18 protein-coding genes are annotated in these 16,876 nt (G+C 71.6%); 6 read left to right on the forward strand and 12 right to left on the reverse strand.

Annotated features, from left to right (window positions below; translation table 11 throughout):
* Positions 1–47: 47 nt before the first annotated feature.
* The 4 genes from JK361_RS27355 to JK361_RS27370 form a co-directional block, all read right to left on the reverse strand.
* A complete protein-coding gene (locus JK361_RS27355) occupies positions 48–1,568 on the reverse strand; it encodes a hypothetical protein (RefSeq protein WP_201822705.1) in 1,521 nt (506 codons plus the stop codon).
* Entirely contained in the window at positions 1,558–2,148 is a 591-nt protein-coding gene (locus tag JK361_RS27360) for a DUF6114 domain-containing protein (RefSeq protein WP_201822706.1), read from the reverse strand. The genes JK361_RS27355 and JK361_RS27360 overlap by 11 nt, the downstream gene beginning before the upstream one ends.
* Positions 2,149–2,265: 117 nt before the next feature.
* Complete coding sequence (locus JK361_RS27365) at positions 2,266–2,904, reverse strand: DUF6230 family protein (RefSeq protein WP_201822707.1); 639 nt, start codon at positions 2,902–2,904, stop codon at positions 2,266–2,268.
* 621 nt (positions 2,905–3,525) lie between these two features.
* Entirely contained in the window at positions 3,526–4,497 is a 972-nt protein-coding gene (locus JK361_RS27370; protein WP_201822709.1) for a tetratricopeptide repeat protein, read from the reverse strand.
* Between the two features lie 210 nt (positions 4,498–4,707).
* Between JK361_RS27370 and JK361_RS27375 the strand changes: the two genes are divergently transcribed.
* Positions 4,708–5,331, forward strand: coding sequence for a TetR/AcrR family transcriptional regulator (locus JK361_RS27375; protein WP_201822711.1), 624 nt, complete (start codon positions 4,708–4,710; stop codon positions 5,329–5,331).
* Positions 5,332–5,541: 210 nt separating this feature from the next.
* On the opposite strand, the gene icmA is transcribed toward JK361_RS27375, so the two are convergent.
* The 4 genes from icmA to JK361_RS27395 all read right to left on the reverse strand — a co-directional run bounded on the left by icmA (position 5,542) and on the right by JK361_RS27395 (position 9,481).
* Entirely contained in the window at positions 5,542–7,242 is a 1,701-nt protein-coding gene (icmA, locus tag JK361_RS27380) for a coenzyme B12-dependent isobutyryl-CoA mutase large subunit (RefSeq protein ID WP_201822712.1), read from the reverse strand.
* A 75-nt stretch (positions 7,243–7,317) separates the two neighbouring features.
* Positions 7,318–7,656 carry a DUF3817 domain-containing protein gene (locus JK361_RS27385; RefSeq protein ID WP_201822713.1) on the reverse strand — a complete coding sequence of 113 codons (339 nt, stop codon included), beginning with the start codon at positions 7,654–7,656 and terminating at the stop codon, positions 7,318–7,320.
* A gap of 43 nt (positions 7,657–7,699) precedes the next feature.
* Positions 7,700–8,206 carry a MarR family winged helix-turn-helix transcriptional regulator gene (locus JK361_RS27390; protein WP_201822714.1) on the reverse strand — a complete coding sequence of 169 codons (507 nt, stop codon included), beginning with the start codon at positions 8,204–8,206 and terminating at the stop codon, positions 7,700–7,702.
* A gap of 33 nt (positions 8,207–8,239) precedes the next feature.
* Positions 8,240–9,481, reverse strand: coding sequence for an MFS transporter (locus JK361_RS27395; RefSeq protein WP_201822715.1), 1,242 nt, complete (start codon positions 9,479–9,481; stop codon positions 8,240–8,242).
* Between the two features lie 391 nt (positions 9,482–9,872).
* Between JK361_RS27395 and JK361_RS27400 the strand changes: the two genes are divergently transcribed.
* Positions 9,873–10,853 (forward strand): ArsR/SmtB family transcription factor, encoded by a 981-nt coding sequence (locus JK361_RS27400; protein ID WP_201822716.1) that lies wholly within the window; start codon positions 9,873–9,875, stop codon positions 10,851–10,853.
* Positions 10,854–10,871: 18 nt separating this feature from the next.
* On the opposite strand, the gene JK361_RS27405 is transcribed toward JK361_RS27400, so the two are convergent.
* A complete protein-coding gene (locus JK361_RS27405; RefSeq protein ID WP_201822717.1) occupies positions 10,872–11,165 on the reverse strand; it encodes an MTH1187 family thiamine-binding protein in 294 nt (97 codons plus the stop codon).
* Positions 11,162–11,506, reverse strand: a complete 345-nt coding sequence (locus JK361_RS27410) for a DUF3817 domain-containing protein (protein WP_201822719.1) — start codon at positions 11,504–11,506, stop codon at positions 11,162–11,164. Before JK361_RS27410 ends, JK361_RS27405 begins: the two co-directional genes overlap by 4 nt.
* A gap of 152 nt (positions 11,507–11,658) precedes the next feature.
* Here JK361_RS27410 and JK361_RS27415 point away from each other — a divergent pair, with 152 nt between their 5' ends.
* The 4 genes from JK361_RS27415 (at position 11,659) to JK361_RS27430 (ending at position 14,318) form a co-directional block, all read left to right on the forward strand.
* Complete coding sequence (locus JK361_RS27415; RefSeq protein WP_201823121.1) at positions 11,659–12,291, forward strand: AIM24 family protein; 633 nt, start codon at positions 11,659–11,661, stop codon at positions 12,289–12,291.
* Between the two features lies 1 nt (position 12,292).
* Positions 12,293–12,943, forward strand: coding sequence for an AIM24 family protein (locus tag JK361_RS27420; RefSeq protein WP_201822721.1), 651 nt, complete (start codon positions 12,293–12,295; stop codon positions 12,941–12,943).
* Positions 12,940–13,749, forward strand: coding sequence for an AIM24 family protein (locus tag JK361_RS27425; RefSeq protein ID WP_201822722.1), 810 nt, complete (start codon positions 12,940–12,942; stop codon positions 13,747–13,749). Before JK361_RS27420 ends, JK361_RS27425 begins: the two co-directional genes overlap by 4 nt.
* Positions 13,750–13,841: 92 nt before the next feature.
* On the forward strand, positions 13,842–14,318 hold the full coding sequence (locus tag JK361_RS27430; RefSeq protein WP_201822723.1) for a MarR family winged helix-turn-helix transcriptional regulator: 477 nt from the start codon (positions 13,842–13,844) through the stop codon (positions 14,316–14,318).
* Positions 14,319–14,508: 190 nt separating this feature from the next.
* On the opposite strand, the gene JK361_RS27435 is transcribed toward JK361_RS27430, so the two are convergent.
* Both JK361_RS27435 and meaB read right to left on the reverse strand, forming a co-directional pair.
* Positions 14,509–15,738 carry an MFS transporter gene (locus JK361_RS27435; RefSeq protein ID WP_201822724.1) on the reverse strand — a complete coding sequence of 410 codons (1,230 nt, stop codon included), beginning with the start codon at positions 15,736–15,738 and terminating at the stop codon, positions 14,509–14,511.
* A 145-nt stretch (positions 15,739–15,883) separates the two neighbouring features.
* Complete coding sequence (meaB, locus tag JK361_RS27440; protein WP_201822725.1) at positions 15,884–16,840, reverse strand: methylmalonyl Co-A mutase-associated GTPase MeaB; 957 nt, start codon at positions 16,838–16,840, stop codon at positions 15,884–15,886.
* Between the last annotated feature and the right edge of the window lie 36 nt (positions 16,841–16,876).

Consider the following 16,876-nt stretch of genomic DNA (forward strand, 5'->3'; position numbering starts at 1 on the left):
GGGCGCCCTCGGTGTGTTGCGGCTCCCGAACGGGCTTGTGCGACCGCTCAGTCGGTCGTGTACACGTGCATGCCGGGCACGTGCAGGTTGCCGCCGAACTGCGCCGCCTGGACCACCTTGACGTGGGTGAAGTAGATCAGCGGGATGTTCAGCGGGGGCGGGCTGTCGGGGCTGAAGGTCACCGGGATCAGCCCGAAGAGGTTGCCCGAGATGCTCTCGGTGTACATCACCGTGTCGCCACCGGTGATGGTGGACGTCGAGCCCTTGGACGCCTGGACGTGGTACGTCTTGTTCGCCTGCTTGTCGTTCACCGTCTGGTGCAGGTCGCCGATGTCGGTGCCGCCGGAGATGACGTACTTCAGCACCTTCTTCTTGGTGCCGTTGGCCGTCTTCACCTCGACGATGCCCTGGTAGTCGGCGCCCTTGAGGAGCAGGGAGCTGGCGTTCAGGTACCAGGGGTCGTCCGCCACCGGCACCTTGTTGTCGACGCCGCCCTCGTCCTCGGTGGCCACCGGGCAGTCCTTGGCGGAGGCGGACTCGCTCGCGGACGGGTCCGGCGTGGCGGTTCCGGCCGTGTCCCCAGCCGTCTTGGCCGCGTCTCCCGCCGTCTTGGCCGCGTCCCCCGCCGTCTTGGAGACGGTGCCGGCCGTCTTGGAGACGGTGTCGGTGGTGTCCTTGACCGTGTCCGTGGCCTTCTTCGCCGTGTCCTCGACGGTGTCGGAGACACCGCCGCCCGAGGAGGACGAGCCGGAGCCCGCGTCGGACGACGAGCCCGAGCCGGACGAGCCGGACGAGGACGCCGGCGACGAGGACTCGGAGGCGGAGGGCGTCGGGGTCGCGGTCGACGTGCCGGAGTCCTGGTGGCCGCCGGTGAGGATGTCACCGAGCGTGTCGCCGATGGTGTCGAGGACACCCCCGCCGCCCTGGGTCTGCGACGGCGTCGGCGTGGCCGTTTCGCCGCCCGGGGCCGAGCCCTGGTCGGCGGACCCGGAGTCGGAGCCGGAGGAGTCCGAGCCGGAGGAGTCCGAGCCGGAGGAGTCCGAGCCGGAGGAGTCCGAGCCGGAGGTCGCGGTCGGCTCGGGCGCGGTCTTGTCACCGGAACCCGCATCCGAGCCGGAGCCCGAGCCCGAATCCGAGCCCGAGCCCGAATCCGACGACGAGCTGCCGCCCGTGTCCCCGGCGTCCTGCGTGCCCTTGCCGTCGTCGCTCGCCGAGGGCGCCGGCGTGGCCGGTTCCTCGGACGTGCTCTGCGACGCGGACGGCGACGGCGAGGCCGAGGGGTCCTTGGAGTCGTCCAGCGCCTTGACGCAGTCCTTGTACTCGTCGGCCGTCAGACTCTTGGCCGACGTCGACGGGGACGGGGTGCCGTTGTTGTCGGCGAGGGCCAGCGAGGACGTGAAGCCCATGCCCATGAGCACGGCCGTGGGCATCGCCACGGAGGCTATGGCCTTGCCGGCCGGCATGTGGAACCTGGTGAAGAGCGGCTTCCTGGGGGCCGCGTGGCGTGGCCCGGTTCTCGCGCGGGACCCGTCCACATCGGTCCCGCGGGTCACCTCGTCAGCCGGCACTGTGCCTCCCGTTCGCCCCGTTGGCCGGGCTCGTTCCTGACAGGTCGTTCTCCCACGGCGCCTTGTACGGCCCGGCGGGGCTCGCGTCGCCCACCGGGTCCGTGCCCTGGTGCGGCACCGGAGCCGTTCCGGGGGCACCGCCCTCGTCCGGGGCGGCCTCGGCCGGCGGCTGCGCTTGCGGAGGCGCACCCGGCGCCCAGGCCACGGCCAACGCTCCACCGATCAGGGAGAGCAGGAAGCCCATGACGAAGCCGCCGAAGTTGGCCACGGGGATGGACACCAGTGCCAGCAGGATCGCGGCGACGCCCGCGAAGACGCGCACGTGCTTCTGGAACCAGAGGCTGATGCCCAGGACGATGAGCAGCACACCGATGATCAGGGATCCGGCTCCCGCGGTGGTCGACATCGCCAGCGTCAGGTGCCCGAGCTGGAGATGGGCGTACGGGAAGTACATGATCGGAAAGCCGCCGAGCATGACGAACAGACCGGCCCAGAACGGACGCGTGCCCCGCCAGGCGCGGAACTGCAGCCTCCGGCGGTTGAACTGACCGGGGACGGCGGCAGGAGTCTCGGCGCTCATGGAAAACAGCTCCCTGGTGCGGCGTTGCTGTGGTGGTGATGTGTGCCGCGTGTGAGGACGCGGCCGGAGTGGGGACGGGCGGGGGCGCCACCGGCTCCCCCGCCCGTCATCGAGTGCTTAGTAGCACTCCTTGACACCCGTCGACAGCGACATGTGAAGGCCGCTGAGCTTGAAGGTGCCGGCCGTGGTCGCCCACGCCGTCTGCTTCACGCCGACCAGCGTGGCCTTGTCGGCCTGCTGCGCGAAGCCGAAGGGGTTGGCCTGCTCACCGCCGCCCTTCATGCCCGGACCCTTGGAGGCGTCCTTGGCGGCCACACCGATGTCGATGTTCTCGAACGTCGCGTCGGCGTTGAGGTCGGCGACGTCGATGTAGATGTTGTCGGCCTGGACCTTGTCGTGGCCCTCGCCGCCGGCGCGCAGGATGAGGCTGACGTTGCCGAAGATCGGCACGTCCGGCGTGACGACGGACTGGCACAGGTTGGTGATCTCGGCGTGCTTGAACGCCGAGACGGCCACCGGGTGAGCCGTCTTCTTGCCGTCCATCGTGTAGCCGCTGTCGATGGCGCCGTACTGCTCGAAGCCGGTGCCGACGAGCTGGTCGGCGGACACCTTGAACGACTGGCCGGACACGCTGAACGAGGCGGCGAGAGCGCCCTGCGCGAGGGCGACACCTATACACGCCGTGGCGGCCACGCTGGGCACCATGACCACAGCGAACCGCTTCCATCTGGTCCCGCCACGCACCTGGGACTCCATATTTCCTCCTTCTCGGACGTACATCTCCTGGCCCGGACTCGCCCCAGTCGGTGCTCAGCCGGGCAGGGATGGGAGAAGTGCTACGTCCTCGGGAAGGAGAGCGCCCGTACCCGGAGGCGCGCATCGCGCCCGAATCACCGGCGATCACCCCCGAGCGACAACCACTGGTCGCGCCTGACACGCATCACGCACAACCTTGCTGGACAGGCTTCACCGGCCGGCGAAGACCCCCCTGCCCTAGACCCGGCGCCACTGCCGCCGGCTCTGCTCGGTGGGGACCCAGAGTCTCCCGTGACCCGACCGGATGCCGGGGTGCGGGAATGGACCGAGCGTCGCCGATCGTGGTGCATTCTCGCCCCGGACACAAGGGGGTTCGTTACTGGCTAGTAACGGCCGGATAACCGGAGGACGACCGGCCGGTCTCGGAGTGCGACCCTCGGTGGCAATCATGGGCAGAGCAAAGCCGTTGATCCCTGGACGAATCCAGACAGACCAACGGCTCTGATTTACTCCGAGTAACAGGAGTCGCGATTACCAAGATTTGGTAAAGCGCGGCCACCCTGGCGCCTTGTCGGCGAATCTTTCACCCCGGCATCACAAGCCGTGGCGTTTAGCGACTGGTCAGAACAACGCGCGCGCCAGCGCCCGGCGCGCCCCGATCACCCGCGGGTCCTCGGACCCCACGACCTCGAACAGCTCCAGCAACCGGAGCCGTACGGCGTCCCGGTCGTCGCCCGCCGTGCGCTGCACGGTCTCGATGAGCCGCCCGAAGGCGTCCTCGACATGACCGCCCACCAGGTCCAGATCGGCGGCGGCGATCTGCGCGGCGGCGTCCTTGGGCCGGTCGGCGGCCTCCTGACGCACCTTCTGCGGGTCCATACCCTGCACCCGCTGGAGCAACTCGGCCTGGGCCAGACCCAGTTTGGCCTCCGGGTGGGCCGGGTCGTCGGCCAGCACGTTCTGGTACGCCCGGACGGCCCCGCCCAGGTCGCCCGCGTCCAGCGCCTGCGCGGCGGCGTTCAGCGCCGCCTCGTGCGGACCCTCGACCGGCGCGGCCGCCGTGGCACCGCCCGGCTCGGCGTCCGGGTCGACGGCCAGACCGGTCAGCCCGAAGCGCTGCTCGGCGACCGTCACGAGCTGGTCCAGGGTCTGCCGGATCTGCTGCTCGTCGGCCGCCCCCTGGAAGAGCGGCAGCGCCTGGCCGGCGACGACGGCGAACACGGCCGGGATGCCCTGCACCCCGAACTGCTGCATCAGCATCTGGTTGGCGTCGACGTCGATCTTGGCGAGGAGGAAGCGCCCGTTGTACTCGACGGCCAGCCGCTCCAGGACCGGGCTCAGCTGCTTGCAGGGCTGACACCACTCGGCCCAGAAGTCGATGACGACGGGAACTTCGGCGGAGCGTTGCAGGACGTCCTGCTCGAACCCCGCCTCATCGACGTCGATGACGAGATCGGCCGGGGAGACGGCCCCCGTCCCGCCCTGCCGGGCGGCTTCGGCGCGCGTCTGCTCGGCCTTGGCCTTGGCCTCCTGGGCCGCCTTGACCGCGGCGAGATCGACGACACCGCTCATGGACATGTTCCGTGGCTGCATGCGTCTATCCTCCCCCGATCCCGCGCCTGAGTGAAAAAAGCGATGTGCGGCGCCGGGTCCCCACCCCACGCCTATCGGTCGTCGCCCGCGTACGTCCCTCGCGAGCTTTCGCTACGAGTCGTAGCGTAATACCAGGAGGACACCGCGCGGTACCACGCCTCGGTGATCTCCCTCACGACGCCACACGACCCGCCGGTTTATGGTCATGGGATGCAGAGCCGCACCCCCGCCAGCCGTACCGGACGCCCGCGCAGCGCGGCCGCCGACACCGCGATCCTGGCCGCGACCCGGGAGGCTCTGGTCGAGCTGGGCTGGTCCAAGCTCACGCTGGGAGATGTGGCGACGCGGGCGGGGGTCGCGAAGACCACCCTCTACCGCCGCTGGGCGGGCAAGAACGAGCTGGTCGTGGACGCGGTCGCGGAACTCTTCGACGAACTGGAACTGCCCGACCGGGGCAGCCTCGCCGCCGACATCGAGGGCGTGGTGCTCCAGTTCGCGGCCATCCTGGCCCGTCCGGAGGCGAAGAGCGGCCTGATGGCGGTGGTCGCCGAGTCCACCCGCGACGACGCGCTGCGCGAGCGCATCCGCGACTCCATCGTGGAGCGCCAGATGTGTCTGGTTCTGGAGGGCCGCGCGCGGGCCCAGCTGCGGGGCGAACTCCCCCCGGAGCCCGATCCGCGGGAGTCCGCCCGAACCGTGGACCTGATCTTCGACATGGTGGCGGGTGCGGTGGTCCACCGCACCCTGGTGAGCGGCAAACCGGCGGACGAGGAGTGGGTACGCGACTTCACCCGGGTCCTGCTGCTGGGCCTCTCCGGCGCCGCGGCGGACTGAGCCGGAGATCACCCGGACGGGGTACGCGGGTCGGCGGCCCGGGGGCAGCACGGCCGGACTGCTGGGAAACGGCACCGGCGGCCCGGCACGGGCGGACGCGGACCCGGACCCCCGGCGCCCCGTACAGGCGGACGCGGACCCGGGCCGTCCCCCCGGCGGGAAGCCGGAGGGACGCGCCGGTCGTGCGTCCCCCGTTCGCTCCGTTCGCCCTCAGAAGCCGGCCGGCTCCGTGTACACCCCCCACTCGTCCCGCAGCACCCCGCAGATCTCGCCCAGCGTGGCCTCGGCGCGGACGGCGTCCAGCATCGGCTCGATCATGTTCGCGCCCGACCGGGCGGCGGCCAGCATCCCGTCCAGCGCGGCACGCACCGCGGCCTCGTCCCGGGCGGCCTTGCGCTCGGCGAGCACCCGCACCTGCTCCCGCTCCACCTCGTGGCTGACCCGCAGGATCTCCAGGTCCCCGGTGACGGATCCGGTGGCCACGTTGACGCCGACGACCCGCTTCTCGCCCTTTTCCAGGGACTGCTGGTAGCGGAACGCCGACTCGGCGATCTCACCGGTGAACCAGCCGTCCTCGATCCCGCGCAGGATGCCGGAGGTGATCGGCCCGATCGGGTGCTGCCCGTCCGGGTGCGCCCGCAGGCCCCGCTCCTTGATCTGCTCGAAGATCTTCTCCGCGTCCGCCTCGATCCGGTCCGTCAGCTGCTCGACGTACCACGCGCCGCCCAGCGGATCGGCCACGTTGGCGACCCCGGTCTCCTCCATCAGCACCTGCTGGGTGCGCAGCGCGATCTCCGCGGCCTGCTCGCTCGGCAGCGCGAGGGTCTCGTCCAGGGCGTTGGTGTGCAGCGAGTTGGTGCCGCCGAGCACGGCGGCCAGCGCCTCCACGGCCGTACGCACCACGTTGTTGTACGGCTGCTGCGCGGTCAGCGACACACCGGCCGTCTGCGTGTGGAACCGCAGCCACTGCGCCTTGTCGCTCTTCGCGCCGTACACCTCCCGCATCCAGCGGGCCCAGATGCGCCGGGCCGCCCGGAACTTGGCGATCTCCTCGAAGAAATCCACGTGGGCGTCGAAGAAGAAGGACAGGCCGGGAGCGAACACGTCGACGTCGAGACCGCGGCTGAGCCCCAGCTCCACGTACCCGAAGCCGTCCGCCAGCGTGTAGGCCAGCTCCTGCGCGGCCGTGGCCCCGGCCTCGCGGATGTGGTAGCCGGAGACGGACAGCGGCTTGTACGCGGGGATGCCCGCCGCACAGTGCTCCATCAGGTCGCCGATCAACCGCAGATGGGGCTCCGGCTGGAAGAGCCACTCCTTCTGCGCGATGTACTCCTTGAAGATGTCGGTCTGGAGGGTCCCGTTGAGCACCCGCGGATCGACGCCCTGGCGCTCGGCGGCGACCAGGTACATGCAGAAGACCGGCACGGCCGGCCCGCTGATGGTCATGGAGGTGGTCACATCCCCCAGCGGGATGTCCTTGAAGAGCACCTCCATGTCGGCGGCCGAGTCGATGGCGACGCCGCAGTGCCCGACCTCGCCGAGCGAGCGCGGGTCGTCGGAGTCGCGCCCCATCAGCGTCGGCATGTCGAAGGCGACGGACAGGCCCCCGCCACCGGCGGCGAGGATCATCTTGTACCGCTCGTTGGTCTGCTCGGCGTTGCCGAAGCCGGCGAACTGCCTGATCGTCCAGGTACGCCCGCGGTAGCCGGTCGGATGCAGCCCGCGCGTGTAGGGGTACTCCCCCGGCCAGCCGATCCGCTCGAATCCCTCGTACGTGTCACCGGGCCGGGGTCCGTACACCGGCTCCACCGGGTCGCCGGAGAGCGTGGTGAAGTCCGCGTCGCGCTTGCGTGCGGCGTCGTAACGGGCCTGCCAGCGCCGGCGGCCCTCCTCGATGGCGTGAGCGTCCATGCCTTCGAATTTACTAGGACGTCCTAGTAAATGTCGATGGCTGACCGCCGTACGGCTTCCGTACGGCGGTCCGCGCTACGCCTTGGCGACGGCCGGGGACTGCTCGCCGGCCCGGGCGTCCAGCTCGCGGCTGATCGTCCGCTCGACGAAGAAGGCGGCGGTGGGGATGGTGCCCGCGAGCAGCACCCACAGCTGCTTGCCGACCGGCCACTTCGCCTTGGAGCCCAGGTCGAAGGCGAAGATCAGGTAGACGACGTACAGCCAGCCGTGGGCGATGGCGACGACCCGGGTGAAGTCGGCGGCACCGTCGACGTCCAGCCCGTACTTCGCGATCATGCTCAGGCACAGCAGCACCAGCAGGACACCGGTGGTGTAGGCCATCACGCGGTAGCGGGTCAGCACGCTCTTTTTCATGGAGTCGAGCGTAACCACCCGTTCCGGGAGATCTTGCCCCGGGTCACTCCTCGAAGTCGTGTGCCGAGATGCGCAGCGGACGGAGCATCGCGAAGATCTCCTGGCACTCCTCCGCGTCGTACGCCCCGAGTCCGAAATCCATGGCCATCAGGTCGCGGGTCGCCGCGTCGACCACCTCACGGCCCTTGGCGGTGATGACGGCGAGGGTGCCGCGGCCGTCGTTGGGGTTGGGGCGCTTGGCCACCAGCCCGGACTTCACCAGCCGGTCCACGGTGTTCGTCACCGACGTGGGATGCACCATCAGCCGCTCGCCGATCTTGGACATCGGCAGTTCCCCGGCCTTGGAGAAGGTGAGCAGCACCAGCGCCTCGTAGCGGGCGAACGTCAGCCCGTACGGTTTGACCACCGCGTCCACCTCGGCGAGCAGGATCTGGTGGGCGCGCATGATCGAGGTGATCGCCGCCATGGACGGCACCTTCCCCCAGCGCTGCTTCCAGAGTTCGTCGGCGCGCGCGATGGGGTCGAACGGGAGGCTGAGAGGCTTCGGCACGTCATCAGACCCTACCGGCCGGTCATATGCCGGTCAGCTCCGTCTCGGGTTTCGGTCACCGGCCGGATCCCCGCCGGCCGCCCGGACGGCGAGGGCGAGTCCGCAGGAACACAGGGTGCCGAGGGCGCCGGCGCCGGCCACGGCCGCCCGCACCCCCACCGCCTGCGCCGCCACCCCGGCCAGCGCCATCCCCACGCCCTGCACGGTCATCAGCCCGGCACTCAGCACGGTCATGGCCCGCCCGCGCAGCTCGTCCGGCACCGCCCGCACGAACCACTGGTCGAGTCCCAGGGTGTACGCCGAACCGGCTCCGGACACCAGCAGGAGCAGCAGGGACACGGCGAGCCCGGGGCGCAGGGCGTAACCGAGGTACGGCAGCAGGGACAGGCAGAGCAGCAAAAGCGCGAGGCGTTCCCGGGCCGAGGGCCGCAGCCGGGCGCCGGCGTACAGCTCGCCGGCCACGGTGCCGACGGGCAGGGCGCACATGAGCAGGCCGAGGCCGGCCGGACCGCTGCCGAGGCCGGCGGCGTACGGCGCGGCCAGGGCCTCGGGGACGACGGAGAACGCCGGCGGGACCCAGAAGAGGAGGAGCAGCAGCCGGATCCGGGGGTGGGCGAGCAGCGTCCGCAGGCCGGGCGGGGTGCCGGTCCGGCCGTGGGCGCGGGCGGGGCGGCGCCGGGTGCCGAGGCGGAGCAGGGCGGCCGAGGCGAGGAAGGTGCCGACGGTGATCAGAAGGGCGTGGCGGGGATTGACGGCGGTGAGGAGCAGTCCGCCGAGGCCGTAGCCGACGAGCAGGGCGCTCTGGGCGACGATCCGCAGCAGGGAGCGGCCGAGCACGAACAGGTCGCCGTCGCCGAGGACGTCGGCGAGGGTGGCCATGCGGGTTCCGGAGAAGACCGGGGAGACGACGGCGAGAAGGCAGCGCAGCGCGAGCAGGGCGCCGATGCCGGTGCCGGGGGCCGTCATCACGGCCACGCAGCCCGCGCAGACCAGGTCGCAGGCGACGAGCACCCGGCGGGCGGGGAAGCGGTCGGCGACGGGGGCGAGCAGCGTGCCGCCGAGGGCGTACGGCAGGAAGCCGAGGGCGAAGGTGAGCGCGCTCAGCAGGGGTGAGCCGGTGCGGTCGTAGACGAGGACGGAGAGGGCGACCTCGCTGACGATCACCCCGAGCATGGACAGGACGTGCGCGGCGAAGACGGCCCGGAACTCGGGCACGGCGAAGACACGGCCGTATCCGGCGGGGCGCGCCGGGGCCGACTGGGGCGGTGCGGACATGCGGGGCAGCGTGCCCGGTGCGGAAGGTCCCGCCGTAAAGTTTCGTCCTGGCCCGAATCTTCCGGCGCGGGCCCGTCGAGAGGCGACCTTGCCCTCGCCACGCGCTGTGCGGGGGCGGCCGTGCCCTCGCCGTGCGCTGTACGGGGGCGGCCGTGCCCTCGCCATGTGCTGTGCGGGGGCGACCATGCCCTCGCCGTGCGCTGTACGGGGGCGGCCGTGCCCTCGTGCCCGCGCCGTACCGTCTCGGCGACCGCGCTCGTGCCGGCGCGGCCCGCGCCCCACCGGTGCGCGAAGGGGCGGCGCGGGAGACGGTGCGTGTCCGGGGAGCGCGGGCCGCCATGGATCCTCAGCCGGGCCGACGGTCCCGGCCCGGCCCGTCAGGGAGGTGTTCGTGCCCTCGCTTCTCCGCTTCGGCGAGGACGACTTCCTGCGCTGCCGGTTCGCGGTGTCGCCGCTCTGGGAGACGCAGGAGGCGGTACGGACGCTGAAGCGTCCGGACCGGCACGGGTACCACGCCCCCTGGCTGCGGCGGATCCGTACGGCGGCGGCCGGTCTCGACCTCGCCGCGCTGTGGCTGCTGATGCCCCGGCGGGGACACTCGCCGGACTGGCTCGGTCCGCCGCCGCTCGGCCCGGCCGCCACGTTCGAGGAGGAGATCGCGGCCGTACGGGCGTCCGACCCCGAGGCGGCCCGCGAGGACACCGCCCGCTCGCTGGCCTGCACCCCGGGCGCGCCGGAGTCGGCGCTGGGCCGGGCCTGGCTGGCGGATCCGGTAGGGATGGTGCGGGAGCTGGCGGACGCCCTGGAGGAGGCCTGGCGGGTGCTGGTCGAGCCGGACTGGCCCCGGCTGCGGGTCCTGCTGGAGGCGGACGTGGCCTTCCACTCCCGGCGGCTGGCCGAGGTGGGGCTCGGCAGGCTGCTGCCGGAGCTGGACGCGCGGCTGTCCTGGAACGGCCGGACGCTGACGCTCGCGCGGCACGGCGAGTACGCCCGCGACCTCGGCGGCCAGGGGCTGGTGCTGATGCCGAGCGTGTTCTCGTGGCCGGACGTCGTCACCGGTTTCGAGCCCCCCTGGCAGCCCACGCTGGTCTACCCGGCCCGCGGCATCGCCGGCCTGTGGACCGCGGCCGGCGCCCGGGTCCCCGAGGCGCTGGTACGGCTGCTGGGCCGGAACCGGGCGGCGGTGCTGACCGCGCTGGACGAACCGGCGACGACGTCGGCGCTGGCGCACCGCCTGGGGCTGGCCGCGTCATCGGTGTCGGCCCACCTGACGGTGCTGCGCGACGCGGGCCTGCTGACCGCGCGGCGGTACGGCCACCATGTGCTGTACGAGCGGACGCCGCTGGGCGCGGCGCTGGCGTCGGGGGACTGACGGCCGCGCCGCGACGGGCTAACCGGCGAGGTGCCGCTCGACCGTCTCCACCTTGGAGGTGAGCCCGTCGGTCACTCCGGGCCGGATGTCGGCCTTGAGGACGAGCGAGACGCGCGGCGCCCGTGCCTCCACGGCGGCCACGGCCCGCCTGACGACGTCCATGACCTCGTCCCACTCACCCTCGATGGAGGTGAACATGGCGTCCGTGCGGTGGGGCAGACCCGACGCGCGGACCACGCGCACGGCGTCTGCGACGTACTCCCCCACGTCCTCACCGACACCGAGGGGCGTCACGGAGAAGGCGACGATCATGCGTTCACGACTCCTTCCTTGCGCGCACGGGCGGCGATGAGGGCGTCCTCGGCCTCGCGGCGCAGCTTGCGCTCGGCGAAGAAGCCGCCGGTGGGCAGCACCGAGAGGACGAAGTAGAGGGCCGCCGTCCGCAGCGGCCACTTGGTGCGGTTCCAGGCGTCCGCCCAGAAGATCACGTACAGGACGAACAGGACGCCGTGGACCGCGCCCATCACGGGGACCGCGTTGAAGTCCGTGGTCCGCTTCAGCACCGAGCAGACGAGCAGGATCAGGAAGGACACGGCCTCCGGGGCCGAGACCAGGCGGAGGCGGCGGAGGGCGGTGGCGGTCTTGATGTCCACGGGTCACCTTCGGGGGAGTAATCGTTTGTGAACGCACGCACAAGCGTCCCCCATTGTGGCAAACCCCGCCCCTAGGGGTCCGCTCAGGGTGGGTATCCACCCGTGGTCCCTGTTCCGTCCACCCGCCGGGCCGCTACTTTCCCAGCGTGGCGATGTTCCGACTCCAAGGGAGCAAGGTGCTCGCCGTCGACATGACCGGGGACGCCGTGAAGGCGAAGAACGGCTCGATGGTCGCGTACGACGGGCAGATGGCCTTCAAGAAGCTGAGCGGTGGCGGGGAGGGGCTGCGCGGGATGGTGACCCGGCGGCTCACCGGCGAGCAGATGACGGTGATGGAGGTGAAAGGACACGGAACCTGCTGGTTCGCGGACCGGGCGTCCGAGATCAACCTGGTCGGCCTCCGGGGGGACAAGCTGTACGTCGAGGCGGGCAATCTGCTGGCGACGGACGGGGGGCTGCGGACGGGGACGACGTTCACGGGCCTGCGCGGGGCCTCGCAGGGCAACGGCCTGTTCACGACGACCGTGGAGGGGCACGGCCAGGCCGCGATCATCTCCGACGGACCGGCGGTCGTCCTGCGGGTGAGCCCGCAGTACCCGCTGATCGTCGACCCGGGCGCGTACGTCGCCCACCAGGGCGACGTACGGCAGTCCCTCCAGTCCGGCGTGACGTTCCGCACCCTCCTCGGAGAGGGCGGCGGCGAGGCCTTCCAGATCCGCTTCGAGGGCGACGGGCTGGTCTACGTGCAGCCGAGCGAGCGGAACACGATCGCGGGGGACCTGTGAGATGACCTTCCGAGAGATCAACTCCAAGATGGTCGAGGCGACGGTGCTGCCGGGGCAGCGGCTGTTCAGCCAGCGCGGGGCGATGCTCGCCTACAAGGGGGACGTCTCCTTCACCCCCAACGTCCAGGGCGGCCAGGGCGGGCTGATGTCCATGCTCGGTCGCCGGGTGGCCGGCGAGGCGACCGCGCTGATGACGGTGGAGGGCAGCGGTACGGTCCTCTTCGGGCACGGCGGCCACCACGTCCATGTGATCGCACTGTCCGGGGACACGCTCCACGTGGAGGCCGACCGGCTGCTCGCCTTCGAGGGCACCCTGCGGCAGGGCACGATGTTCATGGGTTCGCAGGGCGGCGTCATGGGCCTGGTGCGAGGGCAGGTCACCGGGCAGGGCCTGTTCACGACGACCCTCCAGGGGCAGGGCTCGGTGGCGGTGATGGCGCACGGCGGTGTCTTCGAGATCCCGGTCACCCCGCAGCGCCCCGTCCATGTCGACCCGCAGGCCTACGTCGCCCACCACGGCGACCTCCGCAACAGGCTGTCCACCGCACTCGGCTGGCGCGACATGGTGGGCCGGGGCTCGGGCGAGGCCTTCCAGCTGGAGCTGAGCGGCAACGGCACGGTCTACGTCCAGGCGTCGGAGGAGAAGCTGTGAGCACCTACGGAACCCCGGGCGCCGGGCCGGTCGTCCACGACCCGATGACACTGCCCACCGACGACAACGTGAACGCGTACACGTTCTGCGTGGAGCTCAAGAGCGGGCAGTGGTTCCTCCAGAAGGGGAAGATGATCGCCTTCTACGGGGCGATCGAGTTCAACGGCATCGGGCACGGCCGACTCGACCGACTTGTCCGTACGTCGTTCCATTCGCCACTGCACGCGAGCGACTGGGTCGTGGCGGAGGGCTCGGGCAAGATGCTGCTGGCCGACCGGGCCTTCGACGTCAACTCCTACGACCTGGACGACGGGAACTTGACCATTCGCGCGGGCAACCTGCTCGCTTTTCAGCCAAGTCTCGCGCTGAAACAATCGATCGTGCCGGGTTTTCTGACCCTTATCGGAACCGGAAAGTTTGTGGCCGCATCTAACGGTCCGGTGGTGTTCATGGAACCTCCGATCCGGGTCGACCCTCAGGCGCTCGTCGGGTGGGCCGACTGCCCGTCCCCGTGCCATCACTACGACCACGGGTATCTGTCGGGTGTACTGGGCGGACTGCGTGCGATGACGGGCTTCGGCGGGGTCTCCGGCGAGGAGCACCAGTTCGAGTTCGTGGGCGCCGGGACGGTCCTGCTCCAGTCGACGGAGACCCTCATGGCGGAGCCGGCGACGGGGGTCGTTCCGGCCGAGCCGGGGGTGCCCGGCGGTGGCGGAACGGCACCGGGTGGACACGGTCCGCAATCGTCGGGCGTACCGCGCCTTCCCGGACAGCTGGGAGACCTCCAGCGTCGCTTCGGGCTGTGAGCGGTAGTCTGCGGAGTGTGACGTCGAACGCGTGCGCACTGTCACACCACCCGAAGTAGTTCGTCATTCAACTTCTTAGGTAGACTTCATTCATGGAGACCGAGACGGCCACGCGCTGGCTGACCGATGCGGAGCAGTGCGCCTGGCGCACCCACCTGGAGGTCAACAGGCTGTTGACGTACCAGCTCGAAAAAGATCTGCAGCCGTTCGGCCTGACAATGAACGACTACGAGATCCTGGTGAACCTGTCCGAGTCGGAAGACGTGCGGATGCGGATGAGCGACCTGGCCTCCGCCACCCTCCAGTCCAAGAGCCGGCTCTCGCACCAGATCACGCGTATGGAGAACGCGAACCTGGTGCGCCGCGAGAACTGTGACACCGACCGGCGGGGACTGTACGCCGTGCTCACCGACCACGGCATGGAGACGATGCAGAAGGTCGCGCCGCACCACGTGGCATCGGTGCGCCGGCACTTCATCGACCTGCTGTCCCCGGACGCCCTGACGGAACTGGACAAGGCCCTCAAGCCGATCGCCGACCATCTGCGCGGGCAGCGGGGACGTCCCTAGGCGCGGGCAGCGGGGACGTCCCTGGGGCCGGCACGGCCGGGGCACACCGGCGGCGCCAAGGCGCCTCCTCCCACGGAGGGGGCGTCCCGGCGACGCCCGACCACGAGCACGCCCGACCACCGGCACGCGCGTCCACCAGCACGCGCGTCCGCGAGCGCTCCGACCATGAGCACTTCGACCGCGGGTGTTCTCAGCCGCGAGTGTCCGACGGGACGCGGGAGACCGCGCGCCCGGCCCGACCCCCGGTCGCGGACAGCGCGGACAGCGCCGCCAGCAGCGCGATGGCGCCCGTCAGGGTGAAGCAGGCCACCAGCGGAACATGCCCGACCAGCAGCCCCGCCCCCGCCGCTCCCGCCGAACCCCCGGCGTTCACCGCCGTGTTCACCCACGCCCCCGCCCGTGTCCGGTCCTCCTGCGCCGAGAGTTCGTCGGCCCAGAGGTACGCCGTCGTCAGAGCGGGAGCGACGAACGCTCCGGTGCAGGCCATCGCCGGCGCGAGGACCCACAGCCCGGGCGCCTGGCCCGCCGCCGTGATCGTCAGGCCGAGACCCGCCGCGAACCAGCACAGCCGCACCCGCGCCGGCACCCGCCACCGCATCGCACCGTTGACCAGGCCACCGACCGCGCTGCCCGCAGAGAGCGCGGCCAGGATCCAGGGCACGAGGCCGGGGTCGTAGGAGCGCTCGGTCGCGAAGGCCGGCACCAGCAGCTCGACCCCGCTGAGGGCCAGCCCCACGCCCAGGGCCACGGCGACCGGGGACAGCAGGCCCCGGACGCCTCCGCGCCGCTCCCGGCGGGACACGGCACGCGGGCCCGGCACCACCGGCGACGTCACGAACGCCCAGGTGCCGCCCACCACCAGCACCGCGCTCAGCAGGATCCCGGACGCCGGCGGCGCGAAGCCCATCAGGGCCCCGACCAGCACAGGCCCGGAGACGAAGAGCAGTTCCTCCGCCACCCCGTCCAGGCTGTACGCCCGCTGCAACAGGTCCCGGTCCGGGAGGAGTTCGGCCCACAGGGCGCGCATCGTCGGCCCCAGCGGCGGCGCGCACGCGCCGGCCAGGGCCGCCGTGGCCGCGACGGCCGCGGGCGGCGCTCCGGGGCGCCAGGTCAAGGCCGCCAGGACGCACAGCAGCGTGCCGTACAGCGCCGCCATGGGCAGCAGGGCGCGGCGCGGACCGTGGCGGTCGATCAGGGACGCCCGGAACGGCATCAGGAGCACCGTCGCCGCCCCGAACAGGGACATCACCACACCGGAGACGGCGTACGAGCCGGTCGCGCGGGTGACGGAGAGCATGACGGCCAGGGCGACCGTGCCGTAGGACAGCCGGGCGGTCAGGGCGGAGACGAAGGCGCGGCGCGCGTGCGGGACGCGCAGGACGGCGGCGTACGAAGGCCGCGAAGAGGCATGTGCGGACACGCGGATGTTCCTCGGGAAGAGGCGGAAGAGGGGACACCGAGGGACGCGGTGGCCGTACTTCCGGCCCCGCGATCCGGGGTGCGCTCTACGCCGATACGGGGAACATGCCGGTCAACCTAGCAGGGGGATCCCCCCGCGGCGACCCTCAGCCCTCGGTCAGCCCGGCCACCAGTTCGTCCGCCGCGCGGTACGGGTCCAGCTCGCCCGCGACGATCCGCTCGGCGAGGGCACTGAGCCGGCGGTCGCCGTGCAGGTCGCCGATGCGTTCGCGCAGCGCGGTGACGGCGATGGTCTCCACCTCGCGGGCCGCTCGGGAGCGGCGGCGCTCGGCCAGCACTCCGCGCTCCTCCATCCACGCGCGGTGCTTCTCCAGGGCCTCCACGACCTCGTCGACGCCCTCCGCGCGGGCCGCGACCGTCTTGACGATGGGCGGGCGCCAGTCGCCGGGGCCGCGGGACTCGCCCAGACCCAGCATGTGGTTCAGCTCGCGGGCGGTGGCGTCGGCGCCGTCCCGGTCGGCCTTGTTGACGACGTAGACGTCACCGATCTCGAGGATCCCGGCCTTCGCCGCCTGGATGCCGTCGCCCATACCGGGGGCCAGCAGCACCACGCTCGTGTCCGCCTGGGAGGCGATCTCCACCTCCGACTGGCCCACGCCGACCGTCTCGACCAGGATCACGTCGCAGCCCGCCGCGTCGAGCACGCGGATGGCCTGCGGGGCGGCCCAGGCCAGGCCGCCGAGATGGCCCCGGGTGGCCATCGAGCGGATGTAGACGCCGGGGTCGGAGGCGTGGTCCGACATCCGGACGCGGTCGCCGAGCAGGGCGCCGCCGGAGAACGGCGACGAGGGGTCGACGGCCAGGACGCCGACCCGCCTGCCCTGCTTGCGGTACGCGGTGACGAGCGCGGAGGTGGAGGTGGACTTGCCGACGCCGGGCGAACCGGTGAGGCCCACCACGTAGGCGTTGCCGGTCAGCGGGGCCAGTGCCGCCATGACCTCCCGCAGTTGCGGGGACGCCCCCTCCACCAGGGAGATCAGCCGGGCCACGGCCCGCGGCCGGCCTTCCCTGGCCTGGGCCACCAGAGAGGAGACGTCCTGCATCAAACAGCTCCGTTCACTTCAACGACGTACCTACGG

The sequence above is a fragment of the Streptomyces musisoli genome (assembly GCF_016741855.1).
Lineage (GTDB): Bacteria > Actinomycetota > Actinomycetes > Streptomycetales > Streptomycetaceae > Streptomyces > Streptomyces musisoli.